This window comes from Streptomyces sp. NPDC001480 (assembly GCF_042894725.1).
GTDB lineage: Bacteria > Actinomycetota > Actinomycetes > Streptomycetales > Streptomycetaceae > Streptomyces.
This window is the reverse complement of sequence record NZ_JBIAVX010000008.1, coordinates 133,393-151,988: the sequence shown is the minus strand read 5'-3', so window position 1 is coordinate 151,988 and position 18,596 is coordinate 133,393. Positions and strand designations below refer to the sequence as shown.

Here is an 18,596-nt window from a genome sequence, read left to right as displayed (position 1 = left end):
CCGATCCGGGGTGCGCGCCGTCAGCGGTCGGGTTCCGGGTCCTTCAGCCAGTTGATGAGCTCCGAGGAGAACGCCGCCGGGTCCTCTTCGTGCGGGCTGTGCTGACCCGGGGGGTAACCCCCGGACCCCCAGCCCGATCCGGGGTGCGCGCCGTCAGCGGTCGGGTTCCGGGTCCTTCAGCCAGTTGATGAGCTCCGAGGAGAACGCCGCCGGGTCCTCTTCGTGCGGGAAGTGGCCGAGCCCGTCGAACAGCCGCCAGCGGTACGGGGCTTCGACGTACTCGCCCGAACCGGCCGCGCTCCGCGTGCGCATGACGGGGTCGAGGGAGCCGTGCAGATGCAGCGTGGGCACGCGAACCGGCCGCTTCATACGGCGGTTGAACTGGATGCCGTCCGGGCGGGCCAGCGACCGGACCATCCAGCGGTACGGCTCGATCGAGCAGTGCGCGGTCGACGGGATGCACATGGCCCGGCGGTACGTCTCCACCGCCTCGTCGTCCGGAAGCCGCGGCCCGGACCAGTCCCGGATCAGCTCGCCCACCAAAGCACCGTCGTCGGCGGTCAGCTGCCGCTCCGGGAGCCACGGCCGCTGGAACCCCCAGATGTAGGAGCCGGCCACCGTCTGCCGGGCGTCCCGCAGCATCGCCGCGCGCCAGCGCCGCGGATGCGGCATGGACACCACCGCGAGCCGCCGCACCAGCTTGGGCCGCATCGCGGCGGCCGTCCACGCCAGGTAGCCGCCCAGGTCATGACCGACCAGCGCGGCGTCCGGCTCGCCGAGGGAGCGCACCACGCCGGTGATGTCGAGGGCGAGGTTGGCCGGGTCGTACCCGCGCGGGGTGCGGTCGCTGCCGCCCACGCCCCGCAGGTCCATCGCGACGGCCCTGAAGCCCGCGTCGGCGAGCGCGACGAGCTGGTGGCGCCACGTCCACCAGAACTGCGGGAAGCCGTGCAGCAGCAGCACCAGCGGGCCGTCGCCCAGCTCCGCGATGTGGAAGCGGGCGCCGTTGGCGGCGACGTCCCGGTGCGTCACCTCCCGGCCGCCGGGAACGTCCAGCCGTGCGACCGAGAAAGGGTGTGCCGAAGCGGCGGGATCCGTCATGACGACGAGCGTGCCACAGCCTCGATGGCCGCGGGCGACCGGTCCTCCAGGGCCGGCGCCGGCCGGGGGTGCGGCTTGGCCTTCTGGAGGACGCCCGCCGTCTCCTTCATGGACGCCGCGACCTTCTGCGGGCCCTTGCTCTTCTGCGCCTTCTTCGCGAAGAGCACGCCGACCAGCGCGAGAACGCCGGCGACGAGGACGTTGGCCGCGAAGGACAGCAGGAAGCAGACCGCCAGGTTCCAGCCGCTCCAGGTCCGGATGCCGTACGCGAGGGCGAAGTTGAGCATCGGCAGGGAGAACAGCAGCACCGCGCCGGCCACCGTGAAGGCGCCGCCGCTGGTCGCGCCGCGCTTGACGTCCTGCTTCAGCTGGGCCTTGGCCAGTGCGATCTCGTCGTGCACCAGCGCCGACATTTCGGTCGTCGCCGAGGCGAACAGCTGGCCGATGCTGCGTTCGGCGCCGACCGGGCTGCCGTCGGGTGCGCTCATCGCGGTCTCCCTCTTCGTCTTTTTGTGCCGTCTCGTTTTGTACCGTCTCGTCAGATCATGCCGGACGGTCGCCTTCCTCGCCTGCCCTCCCCGGTACTTCGGCACTCGTGTGGCGCCCGGCGGCTGTCTTGGCGAGGTCCTCGGCGAGACGCCGGTGCTCGGCGGCCTTGCGCTCCAGGAGGTCCGCCATGCGCAAGTGGTAGGCCGGGTCGTCCTGCTCGTAGATGTCCGGGATGCCGTCAAGGTCCTCGTCCCGCTCCTCCTCCTCGTACAGCCTGCGGTACTTGGCGTTGCGCACCTTCAGCAGGGCCGTCGCGCAGATCGCCGCGATCAGCGACCCGGTCAGTACGGCGGCCTTCGCCTCGTCGGTGAGGACCGCGTCGCCCGCGAAGGCGAGCTCCCCGATGAGCAGTGAGACCGTGAAGCCGATGCCGGCGAGCGTCGCCACGGCGAGGACATCGGCCCAGGCGAGGTCATCGCTGAGCGAGGCCCGGGTGAAGCGGGCGGTCAGCCACGTACCGCCGAAGACGCCGATCGTCTTGCCGACGACCAGCCCGAGCACCACGCCGAGCGTCTGCGGCTTGGTGAACACGTCCGCGAGTGCCCCGCCGGAGACCGCCACACCGGCGCTGAACAGCGCGAACAGCGGCACGGCCAGCCCCGCCGACAGGGGGCGCACGAGGTGCTCGATGCGTTCGGCGGGCGAGTGCCGCTCACCCTCGCGGGTGGTGCAGCGCAGCATCAGTCCCATGGCGACGCCCGCGATGGTGGCGTGGACGCCGCTGTTGTACATCAGCGCCCAGATGACCAGCGCGAGCGGCACGTACACGTACCAGCCGCGTACGCCCCCGCGCAGCAGCAGCCAGAAGACGACGAGCCCGGCGACCGCGCCGGCCAGCGCGGCGAAGTCGATGTGCCCGGTGAAGAAGACCGCGATGATCAGGATCGCGAACAGGTCGTCGACGACGGCCAGGGTGAGCAGGAAGGCACGCAGGGCGCTGGGCAGCGACGTGCCGATGACCGCGAGCACGGCGAGGGCGAAGGCGATGTCGGTGGCGGTGGGCACCGCCCAGCCGGCGAGCGAGCCGCCGCCGGTGATGTTGGTGAGGGTGTAGACGAGTGCCGGTACGGCCATGCCGCACAGCGCGGCGACGACGGGCAGCGCGGCGGCCTTCGGGTCCCGGAGGTCACCGACGGCGAGCTCGCGCTTGAGCTCGATGCCGGCGACGAAGAAGAAGACCGCGAGCAGTCCGTCGGCCGCCCAGTGCGCCACGGAGAGGTTCAGGCCGAGGGCCGCGGGGCCGAGGCGGTAGTGGCTGACGCTCTCGTAGCTGTGGTGCAGCGCGGGAACGTTCGCCCAGACCAGGGCCGCGATGGCGGCGAACAGCAGCAGCACGCCGCCGACCGTCTCGGTGCGCAGGGCGTCCGCGACGTAGGTCCGCTCGGGCAGGGACAGCCGTCCGAGGACCTTGCGGGGAGCGGTGGTGCGGGGCGCGGACACGGGGGAGACCTCCGGTCGGTGGGCAGGACGGAACACATGCCGACCAGACTTCCCGGCGCACCTGAGACGAACGTTTTTTGTTTATTTTACCTAACGTGCCGTGAAGGGGCACCCGGCGCGCGCGCCGGGTGCCCCTTCACGGCCCTGCTCAGTCCTCGCTGGGCGCCGCCGGAAGCTTCGCCTGGATGAGGTTCATGACGGTGGCGTCGGTGAGCGTGGTGACGTCACCGAGCTGCCGGTTCTCCGCGACGTCCCGCAGCAGACGCCGCATGATCTTGCCGGAGCGGGTCTTCGGCAACTCCGCCACCGGCAGGATCCGCTTCGGCTTGGCGATCGGGCCGAGCGTGTTGCCGACGTGGTCGCGCAGCTCGCCGACGAGCTTGTCGTCCTCGGACGCCGTACCGCGCAGGATCACGAAGGCGACGATCGCCTGACCGGTGGTCTCGTCGACGGCGCCGACGACGGCCGCCTCGGCGACGGACGGGTGGGAGACGAGGGCGGACTCGACCTCGGTGGTGGAGATGTTGTGCCCGGAGACGAGCATCACGTCGTCCACCCGGCCCAGCAGCCAGATGTCGCCGTCGTCGTCCTTCTTCGCCCCGTCACCGGCGAAGTACTTGCCCTCGAACCGCGACCAGTACGTGTCGATGAACCGCTGGTCGTCGCCCCAGATGGTGCGCAGCATCGACGGCCACGGCTCGGTGAGCACCAGGTAGCCACCGCCGCCGTCGGGCACCTCGTTGGCCTCGTCGTCGACGACCGTCGCGGAGATGCCGGGCAGCGGGGTCTGGGCGGAGCCGGGCTTGGCGGCGGTGACGCCCGGCAGTGGCGAGATCATCATCGCGCCGGTCTCGGTCTGCCACCAGGTGTCGACGACCGGGGTGCGGTCGTGGCCGATGTTCTTGCGGTACCAGATCCACGCCTCGGGGTTGATCGGCTCGCCGACCGAGCCGAGGACGCGGAGGGAGGAGAGGTCGAACTTCGCGGGGATGTCGTCCCCCCACTTCATGAACGTACGGATCGCGGTCGGCGCCGTGTAGAGGATCGTCACCCCGTACTTCTGCACGATCTCCCAGAACCGGCCCTGGTGCGGGGTGTCCGGCGTGCCCTCGTACATCACCTGGGTCGCGCCGTTGGCCAGCGGCCCGTACACGATGTACGAGTGCCCGGTGACCCAGCCGACGTCGGCCGTGCACCAGTAGACGTCCGTCTCCGGCTTGAGGTCGAACACCGCCCAGTGCGTGTACGCCGTCTGCGTCAGATAGCCGCCGGAGGTGTGCAGGATGCCCTTGGGCTTCCCCGTCGTACCCGAGGTGTAGAGGATGAACAGCGGGTGCTCCGCCTCGAACGCCTCCGGGGTGTGCTCGGCGGACTGCCGGTCGACGGCCTCGTGCCACCACACGTCCCGCTCGCCGTTCCAGGCGACCTCCTGGCCGGTGCGGCGGACCACGAGCACGTGCTCGACGTTGTCGACCTTGGCGATCGCCTCGTCCACGGCCGGCTTGAGCGCGGACGGCTTGCCGCGCCGGTACCCGCCGTCGGCGGTGATGACGACCTTGGCGTCGGCGTCCTGGATACGGGTCGCGAGCGCGTCCGCGGAGAAGCCGCCGAAGACGACCGAGTGCGCGGCGCCGATCCGGGCCGAGGCCAGCATCGCGATCGCGGTCTCCGGGATCATCGGCATGTAGATCGCGACCCGGTCGCCCTTCTGGACTCCCAGCTCCAGCAGCGCGTTGGCCGCCCTGGACACCTCGTCCTTCAGCTCGGCGTAGGTGATCGCGCGGCTGTCGCCGGGCTCGCCCTCGAAGTGGATGGCGACCCGGTCGCCGAGCCCCGCCTCCACATGGCGGTCCACGCAGTTGTAGGCGACGTTGAGCCTGCCGTCCTTGAACCACTTGGCGAACGGCGGGTTCGACCAGTCCAGCGTCTCGGTGGGCTCGGTGGCCCAGGTCAGCCGGCGTGCCTGCTCGGCCCAGAAGCCGAGCCTGTCAGCCTTGGCCTGTTCGTACGCCTCCGCCGTGACGTTGGCGTTCGCGGCCAGTTCGGCGGGCGGCGCGAACCTGCGCTCTTCCTTGAGCAGGTTGGCCAGGCTTTCGTTGCTCACGACATCTCCCAATCGCAGGGTGTCCGTTGTGTCCCAGGCCACAGCTCATCAGACCCGGGGGTCCGGTGACAAGGGCCGACGGAAAATTGGTTTAGACCTATATATGGGCTGCTCTCTCGGTCCGCACTTGTAACGCCTTCCACGCCCCGGCCCAAGTACAGACGAACCGCCACCGACGACGATGGGGAGACCGAGTGGAAGGGATACGGGGCGGGCCGGCTGCGGCGGCCCGCGACCCACAGCTCTTCGAAGATTTCTACCGGCGCCACGTGGATGCGGTGACATCTTTCGTGGCCCGGCGTGTCGCCGACGCCCCTACGGTGGCCGACCTGACGGCCGAGGTCTTCCCCGCGGTCCTGGACTCGGCCCACACCTACCGCCCGGCCCGGGACAGCGAGACGGCCTGGCTCCACGGCATCGCCCTTTCCCCAGCTCTCGGCTTCGCGCGAGCCGGGGGACCCCCATCGTCGTCTCCGGTGAGCACCGCCGCGTGGCCCGGGAGACCGAGCGCGTCCGGCGCATCTCGGGGCGGCGGTTGCTGGAGGGCGACGACATCTCCCGCCTCGAGGACAAGGTCGACCAGCTGATCGCGGTCGATCAGCTCACGGTCACCGAGGCGGCGGCCGCGCTCGGCATCCGCCAGGTCACCGCCCGCGTACGGCTCCCCGCCTCCACCGGGCCCGCAAGTCCCTGCGCACGGACGCGGAACAGCCCGTCCCGGGCGCGAGGGGCGCGTCACTGTCATACGTCAACGGAGGAACCGAGGGAGAGGCATCACCACAAAGGCGGTGTTCGAGGACCGGCTGCTGACGGAGTTGCAGGCAGAGATCGAGCGACGCGAGGTCGCACGGCGGGCGCTCGACGCAGGCGAGCACACCGGCCGGACCGGGGCACCCGCTTCGGACCGGCCGCTGTTCACCCGCCGCCGTCTCGCCCTCGCCGCCGGCGCCTGCGCGGTCGCCGGGCTCGCGATGGTGCCGGCGCCCGGCTCCCCGGCCGACTCACCGGCGTACGCGGTGGACCGCCACCACGACGGTAGGTCACCTTCAGCCTGCTGAAGGTCGGCATCGGCCCGGCGGGCCAGCGCGAACTCGCCGAACGGCTGCGTGCCGACGGCATCCACGTCGCCATCGACGACCTTGCGTACGGCCACCAGTGCGCACAGCCACGCGGTGAGCTGCTGTCGAACACGTTGGTTCGGGGCTACCTCGGCAAGCCACCCAAGGCGGGCTCCGTCCCGACCGGCGAGCCCGACCCGGGGCACATCATGAAGGTCACCCTGCACCCGGGCGACACCCTGGCGATCGAGAACCTCAGCCAGAAGAACCCCAAGGCGATGCCGAGCGGGATGTTCTACGCGGTCAAGGGCAAGATCGCACCCTGCAAGCCGGAGCCCGTGGCCGTCGGCCAGGCAGACCCCTGGCCCCTCCGCGGGCGGCCCCACGGGGGAGGCCGTCCGCGGAGGGGGCGGGTCACGCCGGCAGATCCGCCTCCCGCACATGCTCGAACAACTCGGCCCCGTTCGCCCCGTCGAGCAGATACGCCTGGGCGTCGCCCACGTGGAAGTACATCCCGTGCAGCTCCAACGCTCCGTCCCGCAGAGCCCGCGCGACCGACTCGTGCGCACGCAGGTGCTCCAGTTGCTGGACCACGTTGGCCAGGCAGAGCTGCTCCACCGCGTCAACGGCGGACCGGCCGGCCAGCCGTGCCCCGGGGCGGGTGCCGTCGGCCATGCGCTCCAGGCTCGGCAGTCCGTGCCGCAGCCACCGCCTCAGCGATGTCCGCGCGCCGCCCGGCTCGGAGTCGAGCAGAGCCTGCATGGCCCCGCACCCGGAGTGCCCGCACACCGTGATGGAGCGCACCTTCAGCACGTCCACCGCGTACTCGATGGCGGCCGCCACCGAGTCGTCGCCTCTCTCCTGCCCCGGCAGCGGGACCAGGTTGCCGACATTGCGCACGACGAAGAGGTCGCCCGGACCACTGGAGGTGATCATCGAGGTGACGAGCCGCGAGTCGGCGCAGGTGAGGAAGAGCTGGGACGGCCGCTGCCCCTCCCGCGCCAGCCGCGCCAGCTCGCCCCGCACCAGGGGCGCGGTGTCGCGCTGGAACGCGCTGATGCCGCGTGCCAGATCGTGCCTGCGGTCGTTGCTGTCGTCGGGTCTGTCGTCGGGTCTGTTGTCCGATCTGCTGTCAGGGCTGGCGTCGGTTCTGTCGTCGGGGCTGGCGTCGGTTCTGCCAGCGGTTCTGCCGTCGGTGCTGGATCCGCGGTGTTCGGACGTGGCGGTCCGGACACCGCCCCGGCGGCCCGTCAGTTCGGCGGAGCCGCCCTGCGCGGTGTGCGCGTGCTGCCAGTCCCGCAGTGACTCGTACGCCGCGTGGTCCATGAACGAACCGTCCAACTCCACGACAGCGTGGGCGCCTTGGGGTACGAGATGCAGGGCTCGGCTGAGCTGGGGCACCGCGAGGAACGTCAACTGGCCTCTTACGTGGATGTGATGGACTCCTCCCTTCTGGTCGTGCGTGATGCGGGTGCGGGCGAGGCGGTGCAGGGCGACGGCGACGGCCACGGCGACCCCCGACACCACTCCCTCCAGGACACCCAGGAAGACCACGCCGAGGGTGGTGGCGGCGTACACCAGCACCTCCCGGTGGCGGGTCACCGTGCGGATGTGGTGCAGGGACACCATCTGGATGCCGACGGCCATCACCAGGGCGGCGAGCGAGGCGAGCGGAATGAGCTCCAGGATCGGGACCATCAGCAGCGCGGCGACTACTACGAGAACGCCGTGCAGCATCGTGGAGTTCCGGCTCACGGCGCCGTTGCGAACATTCGCGGAGCTCCGCACGGCGACCCCCGCGACCGGTAGTCCGCCGAGCGCCCCGGAGACGATGTTGGCGGAACCCTGGCCCAGCAGCTCCCGGTCCAGGTTCGAGCGGCCGACGCGGGCCTGCGGACCGGTACGCCCGGCGACCAGCTTGTCCACGGCGACCGCCCCGAGGAGCGACTGCACGCTGCACACCAGGGTGGTGGTCAGCACGGCGGCGGCGATGCCGGTCACCGGTCCCTCGGGCAGCCCGGCCAGGGCATGGCTGCGCCAGGACGGCAGGTCGACTCGGGGCAGCGTCAGCCCGGTGAGCGAGGCGGTCGCGGTGGCCCCGGCGACGGCGACGAGCGCGGCCGGGATTCCGCGCAGCAGACGACCGGGGCGGCCGGGCAGTCTCGGCCAGGCCAGCAGCAGGGCCAGCGTCAGTGCGCTCACCATGACGGCGGCGGGCCGCACCTGGACCAACTGCCCGGGCAGGGCTTGGACGTTGTCGAGGACGGAACTGTGCGGGCTGCCGCCGAGCACGATGTGCAGCTGGGCGACGGCGATGGTGACGCCGATGCCGGCGAGCATGCCGTGCACCACGGCCGGGCTCACGGCGAGCGCCGAGCGTGCCACGCGCAGGCAGCCCAGGCCGAGCTGGGCGAGACCGGCGAGGACGGTGATGCCGCACGTCGTCCGCCATCCGTAGCGGCCGATCAAGTCGGCCGTGACGACGGTGAGTCCGGCGGCGGGGCCGCTGACCTGGAGCGGGCAGCCGCCGAGCCGCCCGGCGACGATCCCGCCGACGGCGGCGGCGACCAGCCCGGCCTGGAGCGGGGCGCCCGTGGCGAGGGCGATACCGAGGGACAGGGGCAGGGCGATGAGGAAGACGGCGATCGACGCGGACGCGTCGGCGCCGGCGAGGCGAAAGCGGCGGGGTGGACTGTGCGGCTGGTGGGGGCGCTCGGTTCGCGCCGGGGTCTGGGGCTGGGTGGGTGCGCAGGCTGACATGTTTCCCGTCTCCTCCGGGGCAGCGCGGTCGCGGAACTGGTCGCGGCCGTGGGTCACGGCGTGCAGTGGCGGGATGGATCAACGCATGAATCAACGTTCGGTAAATGAATCGTAATACGGAGTAAAAGTCACGCAAGGACTCTTGGCGCAAATGGCGCATTAGTTCACTCGCCCGAGTGGCGTGAGCTTTTTATCGGCTTGTCGTATTAATTCCTTTCTCGGCCTCGTGCGACCTTGACGGCACTGTCGGCAAAACCAGCAGACCACCACAAAACGCCCTCGTCAGCGTTTGTCTGAGAGAAGGAAGAAGGTGGGCGGAACATGGCCGCCACCCAGAGGATCGCCGCGGGAGCCATGGCCGCCGCGGCCTGTGCCGCGTCGCTGGCCGGTTGCGCCGGCGGCTCCAGCGGTTCGAAGGAAGGGGCGCCCGGCCCGCAGAAGGGAGCACCAGCGCCCAACAGCGTGTTCCAACTGATCGGCGACGGCTCCACCGCGTACACCGGCTCGCAGCCGCATCTGCCCAGACCCGAGCGGCTCGAACCCGGTCAGAAGCCGCCGCAGTTCGTGGTCTTCTCCTGGGACGGGGCGGGCGAGGACAGTCAGAAGCTGTTCTCCCACTTCCGCGGCGTCGCCAAGGCCAACAACGCGACGATGACGTACTTCCTCAGCGGCGTGTACATGCTGCCGAAGGAGAAGCGCGACCTCTACACGCCGCCGCAACACCCGCCGGGCAGCTCCGAGATCGGCTTCAACGACGAGCAGGGCATCGCCGACACCGTCACACAACTGCGCCTGGCCTGGGAGGAGGGCAACGAGATCGGCACCCACTTCAACGGCCACTTCTGCGGCGAGGACGGCGGGGTCGGCAAGTGGTCGGTGGCGGAGTGGAAGAGCGAGATCGCCCAGGCCAAGCAGTTCGTGAAGACCTGGAAGACCAACACTGGCATGACGAAGGCGGCTCCGCTGCCCTTCGACTACGACAAGGAGCTCATCGGGGCCCGCACCCCCTGCCTGGAAGGGCAGAAGAACTTCATGAAGGCGGCCAGCGAACTCGGCTTCCGCTATGACACCAGCGGGGTCGACGACCAGGTCTGGCAGAAGAAGAAGCACGGCCTGTGGGATCTGTCGATGCAGCTCGTGCCCTTTCCCGGGCATTCCTACGAGCAGTTGACCATGGACTACAACTTCATGGTCAACCAGTCCGGCACCTCGACCCAGGGAGACCCGGCCAAGTACGGCTACTGGGGCGACCAGATGCGCGACGGCCTTCTCAAGGGCTTCTACCGCGCCTACGACGGCAACAGGGCACCCCTGATCATCGGCAACCACTTCGAGTCCTGGAACGGCGGCACCTACATGCACGCCATCGACCAGGTCGTCGAGCAGGTGTGCAACAAGCCCGAGGTGCGGTGTGTCTCCTTCCGGCAACTCGCCGACTGGCTGGACGCCCAGGACCCGCAGGTGCTGGCCAGGCTGCGCACCCTGAAGGTGGGCGAGGCTCCCAGGCAGGGCTGGGCGTCCTTCCTGTCGGGCCGCACCGCCCCGGCGCCGAAGGGAGTGCCGGGGGCGCCGGCGGTCCCGCAGTGAGCACCGGGGCGGTGGCCGTCAGGCGGGAGCGGCCACCGCCTCGCTGAGCACGAAGCCGGGGTCGACCTGCGCCGCCAGGTCGGCCCCGGTGCGCTCGTTGCCCCAGGACTGCGCGTTCCTGAGGTGGAAGTGCACCATCTGGCGCGTGTACCGCTCCCAGTCCCGCAGCTCGTACGTCGCGTCGGCGGCGGTCCGGAGGGTGCGCAGAGCGTGGCTGTTGGCATCCTCCAGGAGCTCGAACCGCGGTGGTCGGCCCTTCTCCATCGCGCGCACCCAGTCCGAGTGCCCGACGGTCACCAGCAGGTCGTCCCCGACTTCCGCGCGCAGGAAGTCGAGGTCCTCCTGACCCTGCACCTTGTTGCCGACGACCTTCAGGGTCACGCCGAAGTCGCGGGCGTACTCCTTGTACTGGCGATAGACGGAGACCCCCTTCCGGGTCGGTTCGGCCACGAGGTACGTGATGTCGAAGCGGGTGAACATGCCGGAGGCGAAGGAGTCCGAGCCCGCCGTCATGTCGACCACGACGTACTCGTCGCGGCCGTCGACCAGGTGGTTCAGGAAGAGCTCCACCGCTCCCGTCTTGGAGTGGTAGCAGGCGACCCCCAGGTCGGCGTCCGTGAAGGAGCCCGTGACCATCAAACGGACGGCGCCGCCGTCGAGTTCCACCGGTCGTGCGCAGGCGTCGTACACCGGGTTGGGCTCTCGCACCCGCAGCAGGCGCGAGCCCTGGCCGGGCGGGGTCGTCTTGATCATCGTCGCGGCGGAGGCGATACGGGGATTGTTGCCGCGCAGGTGGTTCTTGATCAGCGACAGCTGCTCGCCCATGGCGGGCAGCGCGGCCGCCTGCGCGTCGTCGAGGCCGAGTGCGGCGCCGAGGTGCTGGTTGATGTCGGCGTCGACGGCGACCACCGGCGCGCCGGCCGCCACGAGGTGGCGGATGAAGAGGGAGGACAGTGTGGTCTTGCCGCTGCCGCCCTTCCCGACGAAAGCAATTTTCATGTTCACCAAGAGTAGTCACCTGATGGCGCTCAGTGCAGAGAGGAGTGAAGAAGACCACTCCTTCGTGGGGTGCGGCGCCGGGGTGCGTAGGGTCGTACTCATGAGTACGACAGGCGCGTCCGCCGATCCGCTCGCGGCCCTGGGCTCGCTGCCCGGTGTGGCCGAGTCCGTGGAGTCCGTGCGCAAGGCCGTGGACCGGGTCTACGGGCACCGGATCATGCGGCGCCGCAGCAACGCGATCACCTCCGAAGCGGCACTGCGCGGGGCCCGTGGCTCCGCGGCGCTGTCCGGTGCCGACTGGGCCCTGGAGGAGGTGCGCCGGCGGACCGACTTCAGTGGCGACGACGAGGCGCGCGTGGTGGGCGCGGCCCTGCGGCTGACCGCGGAAGCCGGCCAGTTGCTGTCCATCTGGCGGCAGTCGCCCCTGCGGGTGCTGGCCCGGCTGCATCTGGTCGCCGCGGCGGACAAGGGTGACGAGGTCGGCCGGCCGCGCCGGGCGGGCGAGCCGGTCGACGAGCCGCTGGTCGAGGTGCCGCTGCCGGACGCGGCTGAGGTGTCCGGGCGGCTGGAGGGCCTCTCCCAGCTGATCATCGCGGGCAGTTCCGCGCCCGCGCTGGTGACGGCCGCGGTCGTGCACGGTGAGCTGCTCGCGCTGCGCCCCTTCGTGTCCCACAACGGCCTGGTCGCGCGGGCGGCCGAGCGGATCGTCCTGATCGGCAGTGGCCTGGACCCGAAGGCGGTCTGCCCGGCCGAGGTGGGCTACGCCGAGCTGGGCCGGGCCGCGTACCTGGCGGCCCTGGACGGGTATGTCTCCGGAACCCCGGAGGGCATGGCGGCCTGGATCGCCCACTGCGGCAGGGCGGTGGAGCTGGGCGTGCGCGAGTCGACCGCGGTGTGCGAGGCGCTACAGCGCGGGGCGGCCTGAACAGGGTTGCGGCGGTACGAGTGCTCGTACCGCCGCTGGCATGATCACCGAGTTACCAGGCGTCCTCGATATGTTGCCCATCAGGTCGGGAACTTTGCCCGTCACCTGGTGCGGCTGGCCCGTAATCGACGGGTCGACGTCGCGTGGGTGCCCGATGTTCATGCTCGGTCCGTGGGGCCAAATGCGTTTTAAAGGTGATCCTCTCGGATGTCCTTCGGTCTCGCGGGCCGTTAAGTCCTTTGTACTGCAAGCCCGGAGCAAGTGGAACCCCTGCCCACGGTTCTTTACTTTTAGGTCAAAAGCAGTCACAAATGGTTCAGATCGCTGAGCTGCGGCGCCTGCTGGCGTACCAGACGAGGCCCGCGGTGGCCGCCGCTCCTATCGCCGCCGCAGCGACCAGGGTCGGTCTCGGCGGTACGGACAGCGTGGGCAGTCGCTTCTTGAGCCGCACCGGCCGGTGGAAGTCCAGAATGGGCCACCCGCGCGCGAGTGCCTCGCGGCGCAGGGCGCGGTCGGGGTTCACGGCGTGCGGATGGCCGACGGTCTCGAGCATCGGAAGATCGGTCGCCGAGTCGCTGTAGGCGTAGCAACGGGCGAGGTCGTACCTCTCCGACTCGGCCAGCTCCCTGATCGCCTCGGCCTTCGTGGGGCCGTAGGCGTAGTACTCCACCTCGCCGGTGAAGCAGCCGTCGTCGCCCACGACCATGCGGGTGGCCACCACCCGGTCCGCTCCGAGCAGCTCGCCGATCGGCTCCACCACCTCGGCACCCGACGTGGAGACGATCACCACGTCGCGTCCGGCCGTGTGATGCCTCTCTATGAGGGAGGCGGCCTCGTCGTAGATGAGCGGGTCGATCAGCTCGTGCAGGGTCTCGGCGACGAGTTCCTTCACCTGCTGCACGTTCCAGCCGCGGCACAGCGTCGACAAGTACTCGCGCATGCGCTCCATCTGGTCGTGGTCGAGTCCGCCGACCAGGAAGACGAACTGCGCATATGCGGTACGCAGCGCGGCCCGTCGGTTGATCAGTCCGCCTTGGTAGAACGACTTGCTGAACGTGAGTGTGCTCGACTTCGCAATGACCGTCTTGTCCAGGTCAAAGAAGGCCGCTGTGCGGGGCAAGGAGTGGTTTTCCACGACCCTGAGCATAGGCGCCCACCATTCGGCGTAAGGTGGGGCGTGTGGGTTTGCCTGAGAGGGCTCTCGGGTACACCATGGAAGTCACGGATCGTTCGCGACCGTGCTAACCCGGTCCGACTCCTCCCCCCCCGAGTCGGCCGTGGGGACGACCCCCGCTCTCCCCCCCGGCGGGGGTCGTCGCATGTCCGGGTGGGTTTTCTTCTTCCTTCAAGCGGTTGCCGGGCCGTCGGTGTCCGACGGTGGCCACGTCTCTGCATGCTCATGATTCGTTACTCACGGTAGCCGACGGGCTGCTCTGCGGAAGTCGAACCGGGGTCGGTTGCAAGGGTCACCGGTATGGGTGATGGCGATATTCACAACTGCCGAGTTGTCCACAGTTTTCCACCAAGATCCACACGATTTCCGGGATCGCTGCACCGTGATTCCAGCGCGCTCCGACCGCGGCGAGTTCATGGCCGGTCCTGTTTGCCGGAGCGTCAATGGCCGGTTTGTATCGGTCGCTCATATGGAGACCGCTTGCCGGTTCTTCACACATTTGGGAATCGCGTGGCCGCAGAGGACTGCGTGCACGACGCGGCGAAGGGGGAACGCACCATGGCCAAGACCGCAACTCATGATCCGCAGCCCGCCGGTGCCGGGCAGCCACTGATCATCACCGAGGACCCCGGCCTCCTCGACGACCTGCTGCGTCTGTGCGCGGCGGCCGGAGCCACACCCGAGGTCCATCACGGGGCACCGGAACGCGGAGGCGGCTGGGAAGCGGCGCCGCTCGTACTGGTCGGTGACGACGCGGCGCACCGCGTCCGCGGGGCCGCCCGTCGGCAGGGGGTGGTACTCGTCGGCCGCGACCAGGACGACGCCGGCGTCTGGAAACGGGCTGTCCAGATCGGCGCCGACAACGTCCTCATGCTTCCCGAGGGCGAGCAGTGGCTGGTCGACCGCATCGCCGACGTCGCCGAGGGCGTGGGCCGCCCGGCGCTGACCGTCGGCGTCATCGGCGGCCGAGGCGGGGCCGGCGCGTCCACGCTGGCCTGCGCCCTGGCCGTCACCTCCGCGCGCGAGGGACAGCGCACCCTGCTCGTCGACGCCGATCCGCTCGGCGGCGGACTCGACGTACTCCTCGGCGGAGAGAGCGCCGACGGGCTGCGCTGGCCCGCCTTCGCGGCCTCACGCGGCCGGGTCGGCGGCGGTGCCCTGGAGGAGTCGCTGCCCCGGCTGCACTCCCTGCGGGTGCTCAGCTGGGACCGCGGTGACTGCGTCGCCATCCCGCCCCAGGCCGTGCGGGCGGTGCTCGCCGCGGCCCGGCGGCGCGGGGGCACCGTCGTCGTCGACCTGCCGCGCCGCCTGGACGACGGGGTCGCCGAGGCGCTCGCCCAGATCGACCTCGCGCTCCTCGTCGTGCCCGCCGAACTGCGTGCCGTCGCGGCGGCCGGACGGGTGGCGTCCGCCGTCGGCATGGTCCTGCGCGACCTCAGAGTCGCGGTACGCGGACCGTACGCGCCCGGACTCGACGACCGAGAGGTGGCCCGGCTGCTCGGCCTGCCCCTGGCCGGCGAGGTGCCCGTCGAACCAGGGCTGATGCGCCCGGACGGCGGCGGCAAACCACCCGGTGCGGCCGGCCGCGGGCCGCTGGCGCGCTTCTGCACGCGGTTCTGGGAGCAGGCCCTGGTGGAGGCGGGTGGCGCATGAACACGTTTGCCCAGCTCGAACGGGCGGACTCCCCGGCGCTGCTCGACGGCGTGCGACGGTGGCTGGCCGAGAGCGGAGCGGAACCGACACCCGCGCGCGTGGCACAGGCGCTGCGGGAACAGGGACGGGTGCTCGGCGACGCCGAAGTCCTCGGAGCCGCCGCCGAGCTGCGGTCCGAGCTGGTGGGCAGCGGGCCGCTGGAGCCACTGCTCGTCGATCCGTCGGTCACCGACGTCCTGGTGTCGGCCCCGGACCGGGTGTGGGTGGACCGCGGTGGCGGACTGGAGCTCACCGGCGTGACCTTCCCCGACGCGGCGGCCGTCCGACGCCTCGCGCAGCGGCTGGCCGCGGTGGCCGGACGCCGGCTCGACGACGCCCGCCCCTGGGCCGACGCCCGGCTGCCCGACGGAACACGGCTGCACGCGGTGCTGCCCCCGGTGGCCGTCGGCTGCACCTGTCTGTCCCTGCGGGTGGTACGGCCCCGGGCGTTCACGCTCGACGAACTGGTCGCCGCGGGCACGGTGCCGCCCGGCGGGGACCGGATCCTGCGGGCGCTGCTGCGGGCGCGACTGTCCTTCCTGGTCAGCGGCGGCACAGGCAGCGGAAAGACGACGCTGCTGAGCGCGCTGCTCGGACTGGTCGGGCCCGGTGAGCGGATCGTGCTCGCCGAGGACTCCGCCGAGCTGCGACCCGAGCATCCGCACGTCGTACGGCTGGAGACCAGACCCGCCAACCAGGAGGGCGCGGGCCTGGTCACCCTCGAGGACCTGGTGCGCCAAGCGCTGCGGATGCGCCCCGACCGGCTCGTCGTGGGCGAGGTCCGCGGCCCCGAGGTGGTGCATCTGCTGGCCGCGCTGAACACGGGACACGAAGGCGGCTGCGGCACGGTCCACGCCAACGCCGCGGCGGACGTACCGGCCCGCCTGGAGGCGCTGGGCACGGCCGCCGGGCTCGACCGGGCCGCGCTGCACAGCCAGTTGGCGGCCGCGCTGTCGGTGGTGCTGCACCTCGTGCGCGACCGGGCCGGCCGGCGCCGCATCTCCGAGGTGCACGTGCTGGAGCGGGACCCCTCCGGGCTGGTGCGGACGGTGCCGGCGCTGCGCTGGGGCCCCGAGGCCTTCGCACGGGAGCGGGGATGGGAGCGGCTGCGCGGGCTGCTCGGAAGCGACGTCGAAGACGAACCGGGCCGCGAGACGAACGGTCACGGAGACGAAGGAGGCGAGGGACATGGGTGAGGTCTCGACGGCTGAGGTGGCCTTGGGCGCCGCTCTGGCGTGCGTCGGAGCGGCGGCGTGGCTGACGGGCGGACGGCACTACGGGGCACGGCGGGCACGGCTGCTGCTCGCGAGCGGTGGAGTGGTGGGGGCCGGTCCGCCCTCCGCCCGGCAGGTCGTGGGTGAACTACGGCGCCTGGGCGGCCGGTTGCGGGGCGAGTGGTGGGCGCTGGGCGTCGGGCTGGTGCTGGCGCTGCTGGGCGCCTCGGTCGTCCCGGTCGTCGCGGGGGCGGCCGGGGTGCCGGTGCTGCGCCGGATGCGGCTGGCCAGGGAGGCACGGCGGGCGCGTGCGCGGCGCGGGGACGCCGTGATCGCGTTGTGCGGGGTGCTCGCGGGGGAGGTGCGCGCCGGACGGCAGCCGGGTGAGGCGCTGTTGTACGCCGCGCGGGACTCCGGCGGGCTCGGCGAGGCGCAGGCGGCCGTGCTCGCGGCGGCGAGGTTCGGCGGCGACGTACCGGGCGTGCTGGCGGGGGCGGCCCGGCAACCGGGCGCCGAGGGGCTGCTGGGGCTCGCGGCCTGCTGGCGGGTGGCGGTGGACCAGGGCGCCGGGCTCGCGGCGGGCCTCGACCGGCTCGGCACGGCGCTGCGCGCCGAACGGGACCAACGTGCCGACCTGCGCGCTCAGTTGGCGGGTGCGCGGGCCACGACGGTGATGCTCGCCGGCCTGCCGGCCCTCGGTCTCCTGCTCGGTACGGCCATGGGCGCCGACCCTCTGCACGTCCTGCTGCACAGCGGGGCGGGGATGGGCTGTCTGCTGCTCGGCGGACTGCTGGAGGCCGCCGGGCTGTGGTGGTCGGCGCGGATCGTGCGCGCGGCGGAGGCGGTATGAGCACCGAACTCGTCCACAGGCTGGGGATGGCGGTCTCGGCGGTCGTGGCCCTCGGATGGCTGGTGCGGCGAATCGAGATGGCACGGCGCAGGCGCTGGGCGCGGCGGCGCCTGGCCGAGCTGCTGGCCTTGCAAGCCCCGCCCCCGCGACCGTCCGCGGACGTACGGGGTGCCCTACGGCGATGGCTGCCCATGGCCGGCGTGGTGGCCACCGGGTGGGTTCTGGTCGGGGGCGCCGGCGGGGCCACGGTGGGCCTGGTGGCCGCCGTGGTGCTGTGGCGGTGGCGGAGGAGGCAGGGGGACGACGCGGCCCGGGCGGTGCGGTTCGACGCCGCGGCGGCCGCCCGCCAACTTCCGCTCGCCGCCGATCTCCTGGCCGCCTGCATCGCGGCCGGAGCGGGACCGGTGGCCGCCGCCCGGGCCGTGGGCGAGGCCCTCGGAGGCCCCGTCGGGGAGGCGCTGGCACAGGGCGCCGCGGAGGTGCGCCTGGGCGGCGAACCGGCGGACGGCTGGCGCCGGTTGGCCTCGGTGCCGGGCGCCGGCGCCCTGGCCCGGCTGCTGGAGCGGGCCAACGAGTCGGGGCTCCCGGCGGCCACACCGGTCGCGCGGCTCGCGGTGGACGCGCGCGCGGACTGGGCACGGGCCGCGACCGCACGGGCCAGACGGGCGGCCGTTCTGGTGAGCGCCCCGGTGGGGCTGTGTTTCCTGCCCGCCTTCATCGCGGTCGGCGTACTGCCGGTGGTGATCGGGCTGGCGAGCGGCGTGGTGGGAGGGGGTGGCGCGAAGTGAAGCAACCGGCGAAGTGATCAGAAGCGGTCGTTGGAACGAACCTCACAGGAGCACGGGAGTTGAGATGAGCAGGAACACGGGGGCCAGCATGAGCATGAAGCCGAAAGACGCGGGGCGACGGCTGCGGGCGCGGTGGCGCCGGGACGCGGGCATGGTCACCTCGGAGTACGCCATGGGCATCGTCGCGGCGGTGGGGTTCGCCATGCTGCTCTACGAGGTCGTGACGAGCGGGCAGGTCCGGACGGAACTGCAGGACATCGTGAAACGAGCCCTCAGTGCGCGGATGTGACCGCCGGTGCGGGCGCGCCCGGGTGCGGGACCGAGGGCGCGCCCGGGGACGGAGCACGGATGGCGG

General features: G+C 71.5%; 15 protein-coding genes and 1 pseudogene. 9 read left to right on the top strand and 7 right to left on the bottom strand.

The window, feature by feature from the left end:
• Positions 1 to 153: 153 nt before the first annotated feature.
• The 4 genes from ACFY01_RS21030 to acs all read right to left on the bottom strand — a co-directional run bounded on the left by ACFY01_RS21030 (position 154) and on the right by acs (position 5,194).
• The gene (locus tag ACFY01_RS21030; protein ID WP_390737227.1) at positions 154 to 1,101 is read right to left on the bottom strand and encodes an alpha/beta fold hydrolase; all 948 of its coding nucleotides are present in this window, start codon (positions 1,099 to 1,101) and stop codon (positions 154 to 156) included.
• Positions 1,098 to 1,589, bottom strand: a complete 492-nt coding sequence (locus ACFY01_RS21025) for a phage holin family protein (RefSeq protein ID WP_390737226.1) — start codon at positions 1,587 to 1,589, stop codon at positions 1,098 to 1,100. Before ACFY01_RS21025 ends, ACFY01_RS21030 begins: the two co-directional genes overlap by 4 nt.
• Positions 1,590 to 1,644: 55 nt before the next feature.
• Entirely contained in the window at positions 1,645 to 3,090 is a 1,446-nt protein-coding gene (nhaA, locus tag ACFY01_RS21020; protein ID WP_390737225.1) for a Na+/H+ antiporter NhaA, read from the bottom strand.
• Positions 3,091 to 3,238: 148 nt separating this feature from the next.
• The gene (acs, locus tag ACFY01_RS21015) at positions 3,239 to 5,194 is read right to left on the bottom strand and encodes an acetate--CoA ligase (protein WP_390737224.1); all 1,956 of its coding nucleotides are present in this window, start codon (positions 5,192 to 5,194) and stop codon (positions 3,239 to 3,241) included.
• Positions 5,195 to 5,388: 194 nt separating this feature from the next.
• On the opposite strand from acs, the pseudogene ACFY01_RS21010 reads away from it, so the two are divergent.
• A pseudogene (locus ACFY01_RS21010) lies at positions 5,389 to 6,004 on the top strand (RNA polymerase sigma factor).
• A complete protein-coding gene (locus tag ACFY01_RS21005) occupies positions 5,983 to 6,252 on the top strand; it encodes a hypothetical protein (RefSeq protein ID WP_390737223.1) in 270 nt (89 codons plus the stop codon). Before ACFY01_RS21010 ends, ACFY01_RS21005 begins: the two are co-directional and overlap by 22 nt.
• Positions 6,253 to 6,666: 414 nt before the next feature.
• Here ACFY01_RS21005 and ACFY01_RS21000 read toward each other — a convergent pair whose 3' ends face one another.
• The gene (locus ACFY01_RS21000; protein WP_390737222.1) at positions 6,667 to 9,012 is read right to left on the bottom strand and encodes a SulP family inorganic anion transporter; all 2,346 of its coding nucleotides are present in this window, start codon (positions 9,010 to 9,012) and stop codon (positions 6,667 to 6,669) included.
• A 321-nt stretch (positions 9,013 to 9,333) separates the two neighbouring features.
• Here ACFY01_RS21000 and ACFY01_RS20995 point away from each other — a divergent pair, with 321 nt between their 5' ends.
• Positions 9,334 to 10,599: a hypothetical protein gene (locus ACFY01_RS20995; RefSeq protein WP_390737221.1), complete on the top strand. Its 1,266-nt coding sequence runs from the start codon at positions 9,334 to 9,336 to the stop codon at positions 10,597 to 10,599.
• A gap of 18 nt (positions 10,600 to 10,617) precedes the next feature.
• On the opposite strand, the gene ACFY01_RS20990 is transcribed toward ACFY01_RS20995, so the two are convergent.
• A complete protein-coding gene (locus ACFY01_RS20990; RefSeq protein WP_390737220.1) occupies positions 10,618 to 11,598 on the bottom strand; it encodes an ATP-binding protein in 981 nt (326 codons plus the stop codon).
• Between the two features lie 100 nt (positions 11,599 to 11,698).
• Between ACFY01_RS20990 and ACFY01_RS20985 the strand changes: the two genes are divergently transcribed.
• Positions 11,699 to 12,523: an oxidoreductase gene (locus tag ACFY01_RS20985; protein ID WP_390737219.1), complete on the top strand. Its 825-nt coding sequence runs from the start codon at positions 11,699 to 11,701 to the stop codon at positions 12,521 to 12,523.
• Between the two features lie 316 nt (positions 12,524 to 12,839).
• Here the strand turns inward: ACFY01_RS20985 and ACFY01_RS20980 are convergent, their stop codons facing one another.
• Positions 12,840 to 13,670 carry an HAD family hydrolase gene (locus ACFY01_RS20980; protein WP_390737218.1) on the bottom strand — a complete coding sequence of 277 codons (831 nt, stop codon included), beginning with the start codon at positions 13,668 to 13,670 and terminating at the stop codon, positions 12,840 to 12,842.
• A 585-nt stretch (positions 13,671 to 14,255) separates the two neighbouring features.
• On the opposite strand from ACFY01_RS20980, the gene ssd reads away from it, so the two are divergent.
• The 5 genes from ssd to ACFY01_RS20955 all read left to right on the top strand — a co-directional run bounded on the left by ssd (position 14,256) and on the right by ACFY01_RS20955 (position 18,530).
• Positions 14,256 to 15,350, top strand: coding sequence for a septum site-determining protein Ssd (gene ssd / locus ACFY01_RS20975; RefSeq protein WP_390737500.1), 1,095 nt, complete (start codon positions 14,256 to 14,258; stop codon positions 15,348 to 15,350).
• Positions 15,347 to 16,585, top strand: a complete 1,239-nt coding sequence (locus ACFY01_RS20970; RefSeq protein ID WP_390737217.1) for a TadA family conjugal transfer-associated ATPase — start codon at positions 15,347 to 15,349, stop codon at positions 16,583 to 16,585. The genes ssd and ACFY01_RS20970 overlap by 4 nt, the downstream gene beginning before the upstream one ends.
• The gene (locus ACFY01_RS20965; RefSeq protein WP_390737216.1) at positions 16,578 to 17,453 is read left to right on the top strand and encodes a type II secretion system F family protein; all 876 of its coding nucleotides are present in this window, start codon (positions 16,578 to 16,580) and stop codon (positions 17,451 to 17,453) included. Before ACFY01_RS20970 ends, ACFY01_RS20965 begins: the two co-directional genes overlap by 8 nt.
• Positions 17,450 to 18,241: a type II secretion system F family protein gene (locus ACFY01_RS20960; protein WP_390737215.1), complete on the top strand. Its 792-nt coding sequence runs from the start codon at positions 17,450 to 17,452 to the stop codon at positions 18,239 to 18,241. Before ACFY01_RS20965 ends, ACFY01_RS20960 begins: the two co-directional genes overlap by 4 nt.
• Before the next feature lie 88 nt (positions 18,242 to 18,329).
• The gene (locus tag ACFY01_RS20955; protein WP_390737499.1) at positions 18,330 to 18,530 is read left to right on the top strand and encodes a DUF4244 domain-containing protein; all 201 of its coding nucleotides are present in this window, start codon (positions 18,330 to 18,332) and stop codon (positions 18,528 to 18,530) included.
• Positions 18,531 to 18,596: the final 66 nt, after the last annotated feature.

Bases quoted from the DNA above. Each gene is read 5' to 3' on its own strand.
- ACFY01_RS20995 (WP_390737221.1), top strand. From the start codon at position 9,334: ATGGCCGCCACCCAGAGGATCGCCGCGGGAGCCATGGCCGCCGCGGCC.
- ACFY01_RS20965 (WP_390737216.1), top strand. From the start codon at position 16,578: ATGGGTGAGGTCTCGACGGCTGAGGTGGCCTTGGGCGCCGCTCTGGCG.
- ACFY01_RS20980 (WP_390737218.1), bottom strand. From the start codon at position 13,670: ATGCTCAGGGTCGTGGAAAACCACTCCTTGCCCCGCACAGCGGCCTTC.
- ACFY01_RS21025 (WP_390737226.1), bottom strand. From the start codon at position 1,589: ATGAGCGCACCCGACGGCAGCCCGGTCGGCGCCGAACGCAGCATCGGC.
- ssd (WP_390737500.1), top strand. From the start codon at position 14,256: ATGGCCAAGACCGCAACTCATGATCCGCAGCCCGCCGGTGCCGGGCAG.
- ACFY01_RS21030 (WP_390737227.1), bottom strand. From the start codon at position 1,101: ATGACGGATCCCGCCGCTTCGGCACACCCTTTCTCGGTCGCACGGCTG.
- ACFY01_RS20990 (WP_390737220.1), bottom strand. From the start codon at position 11,598: ATGAAAATTGCTTTCGTCGGGAAGGGCGGCAGCGGCAAGACCACACTG.
- ACFY01_RS21000 (WP_390737222.1), bottom strand. From the start codon at position 9,012: ATGTCAGCCTGCGCACCCACCCAGCCCCAGACCCCGGCGCGAACCGAG.
- ACFY01_RS20985 (WP_390737219.1), top strand. From the start codon at position 11,699: ATGAGTACGACAGGCGCGTCCGCCGATCCGCTCGCGGCCCTGGGCTCG.
- ACFY01_RS20955 (WP_390737499.1), top strand. From the start codon at position 18,330: ATGAGCATGAAGCCGAAAGACGCGGGGCGACGGCTGCGGGCGCGGTGG.
- ACFY01_RS20960 (WP_390737215.1), top strand. From the start codon at position 17,450: ATGAGCACCGAACTCGTCCACAGGCTGGGGATGGCGGTCTCGGCGGTC.
- ACFY01_RS20970 (WP_390737217.1), top strand. From the start codon at position 15,347: ATGAACACGTTTGCCCAGCTCGAACGGGCGGACTCCCCGGCGCTGCTC.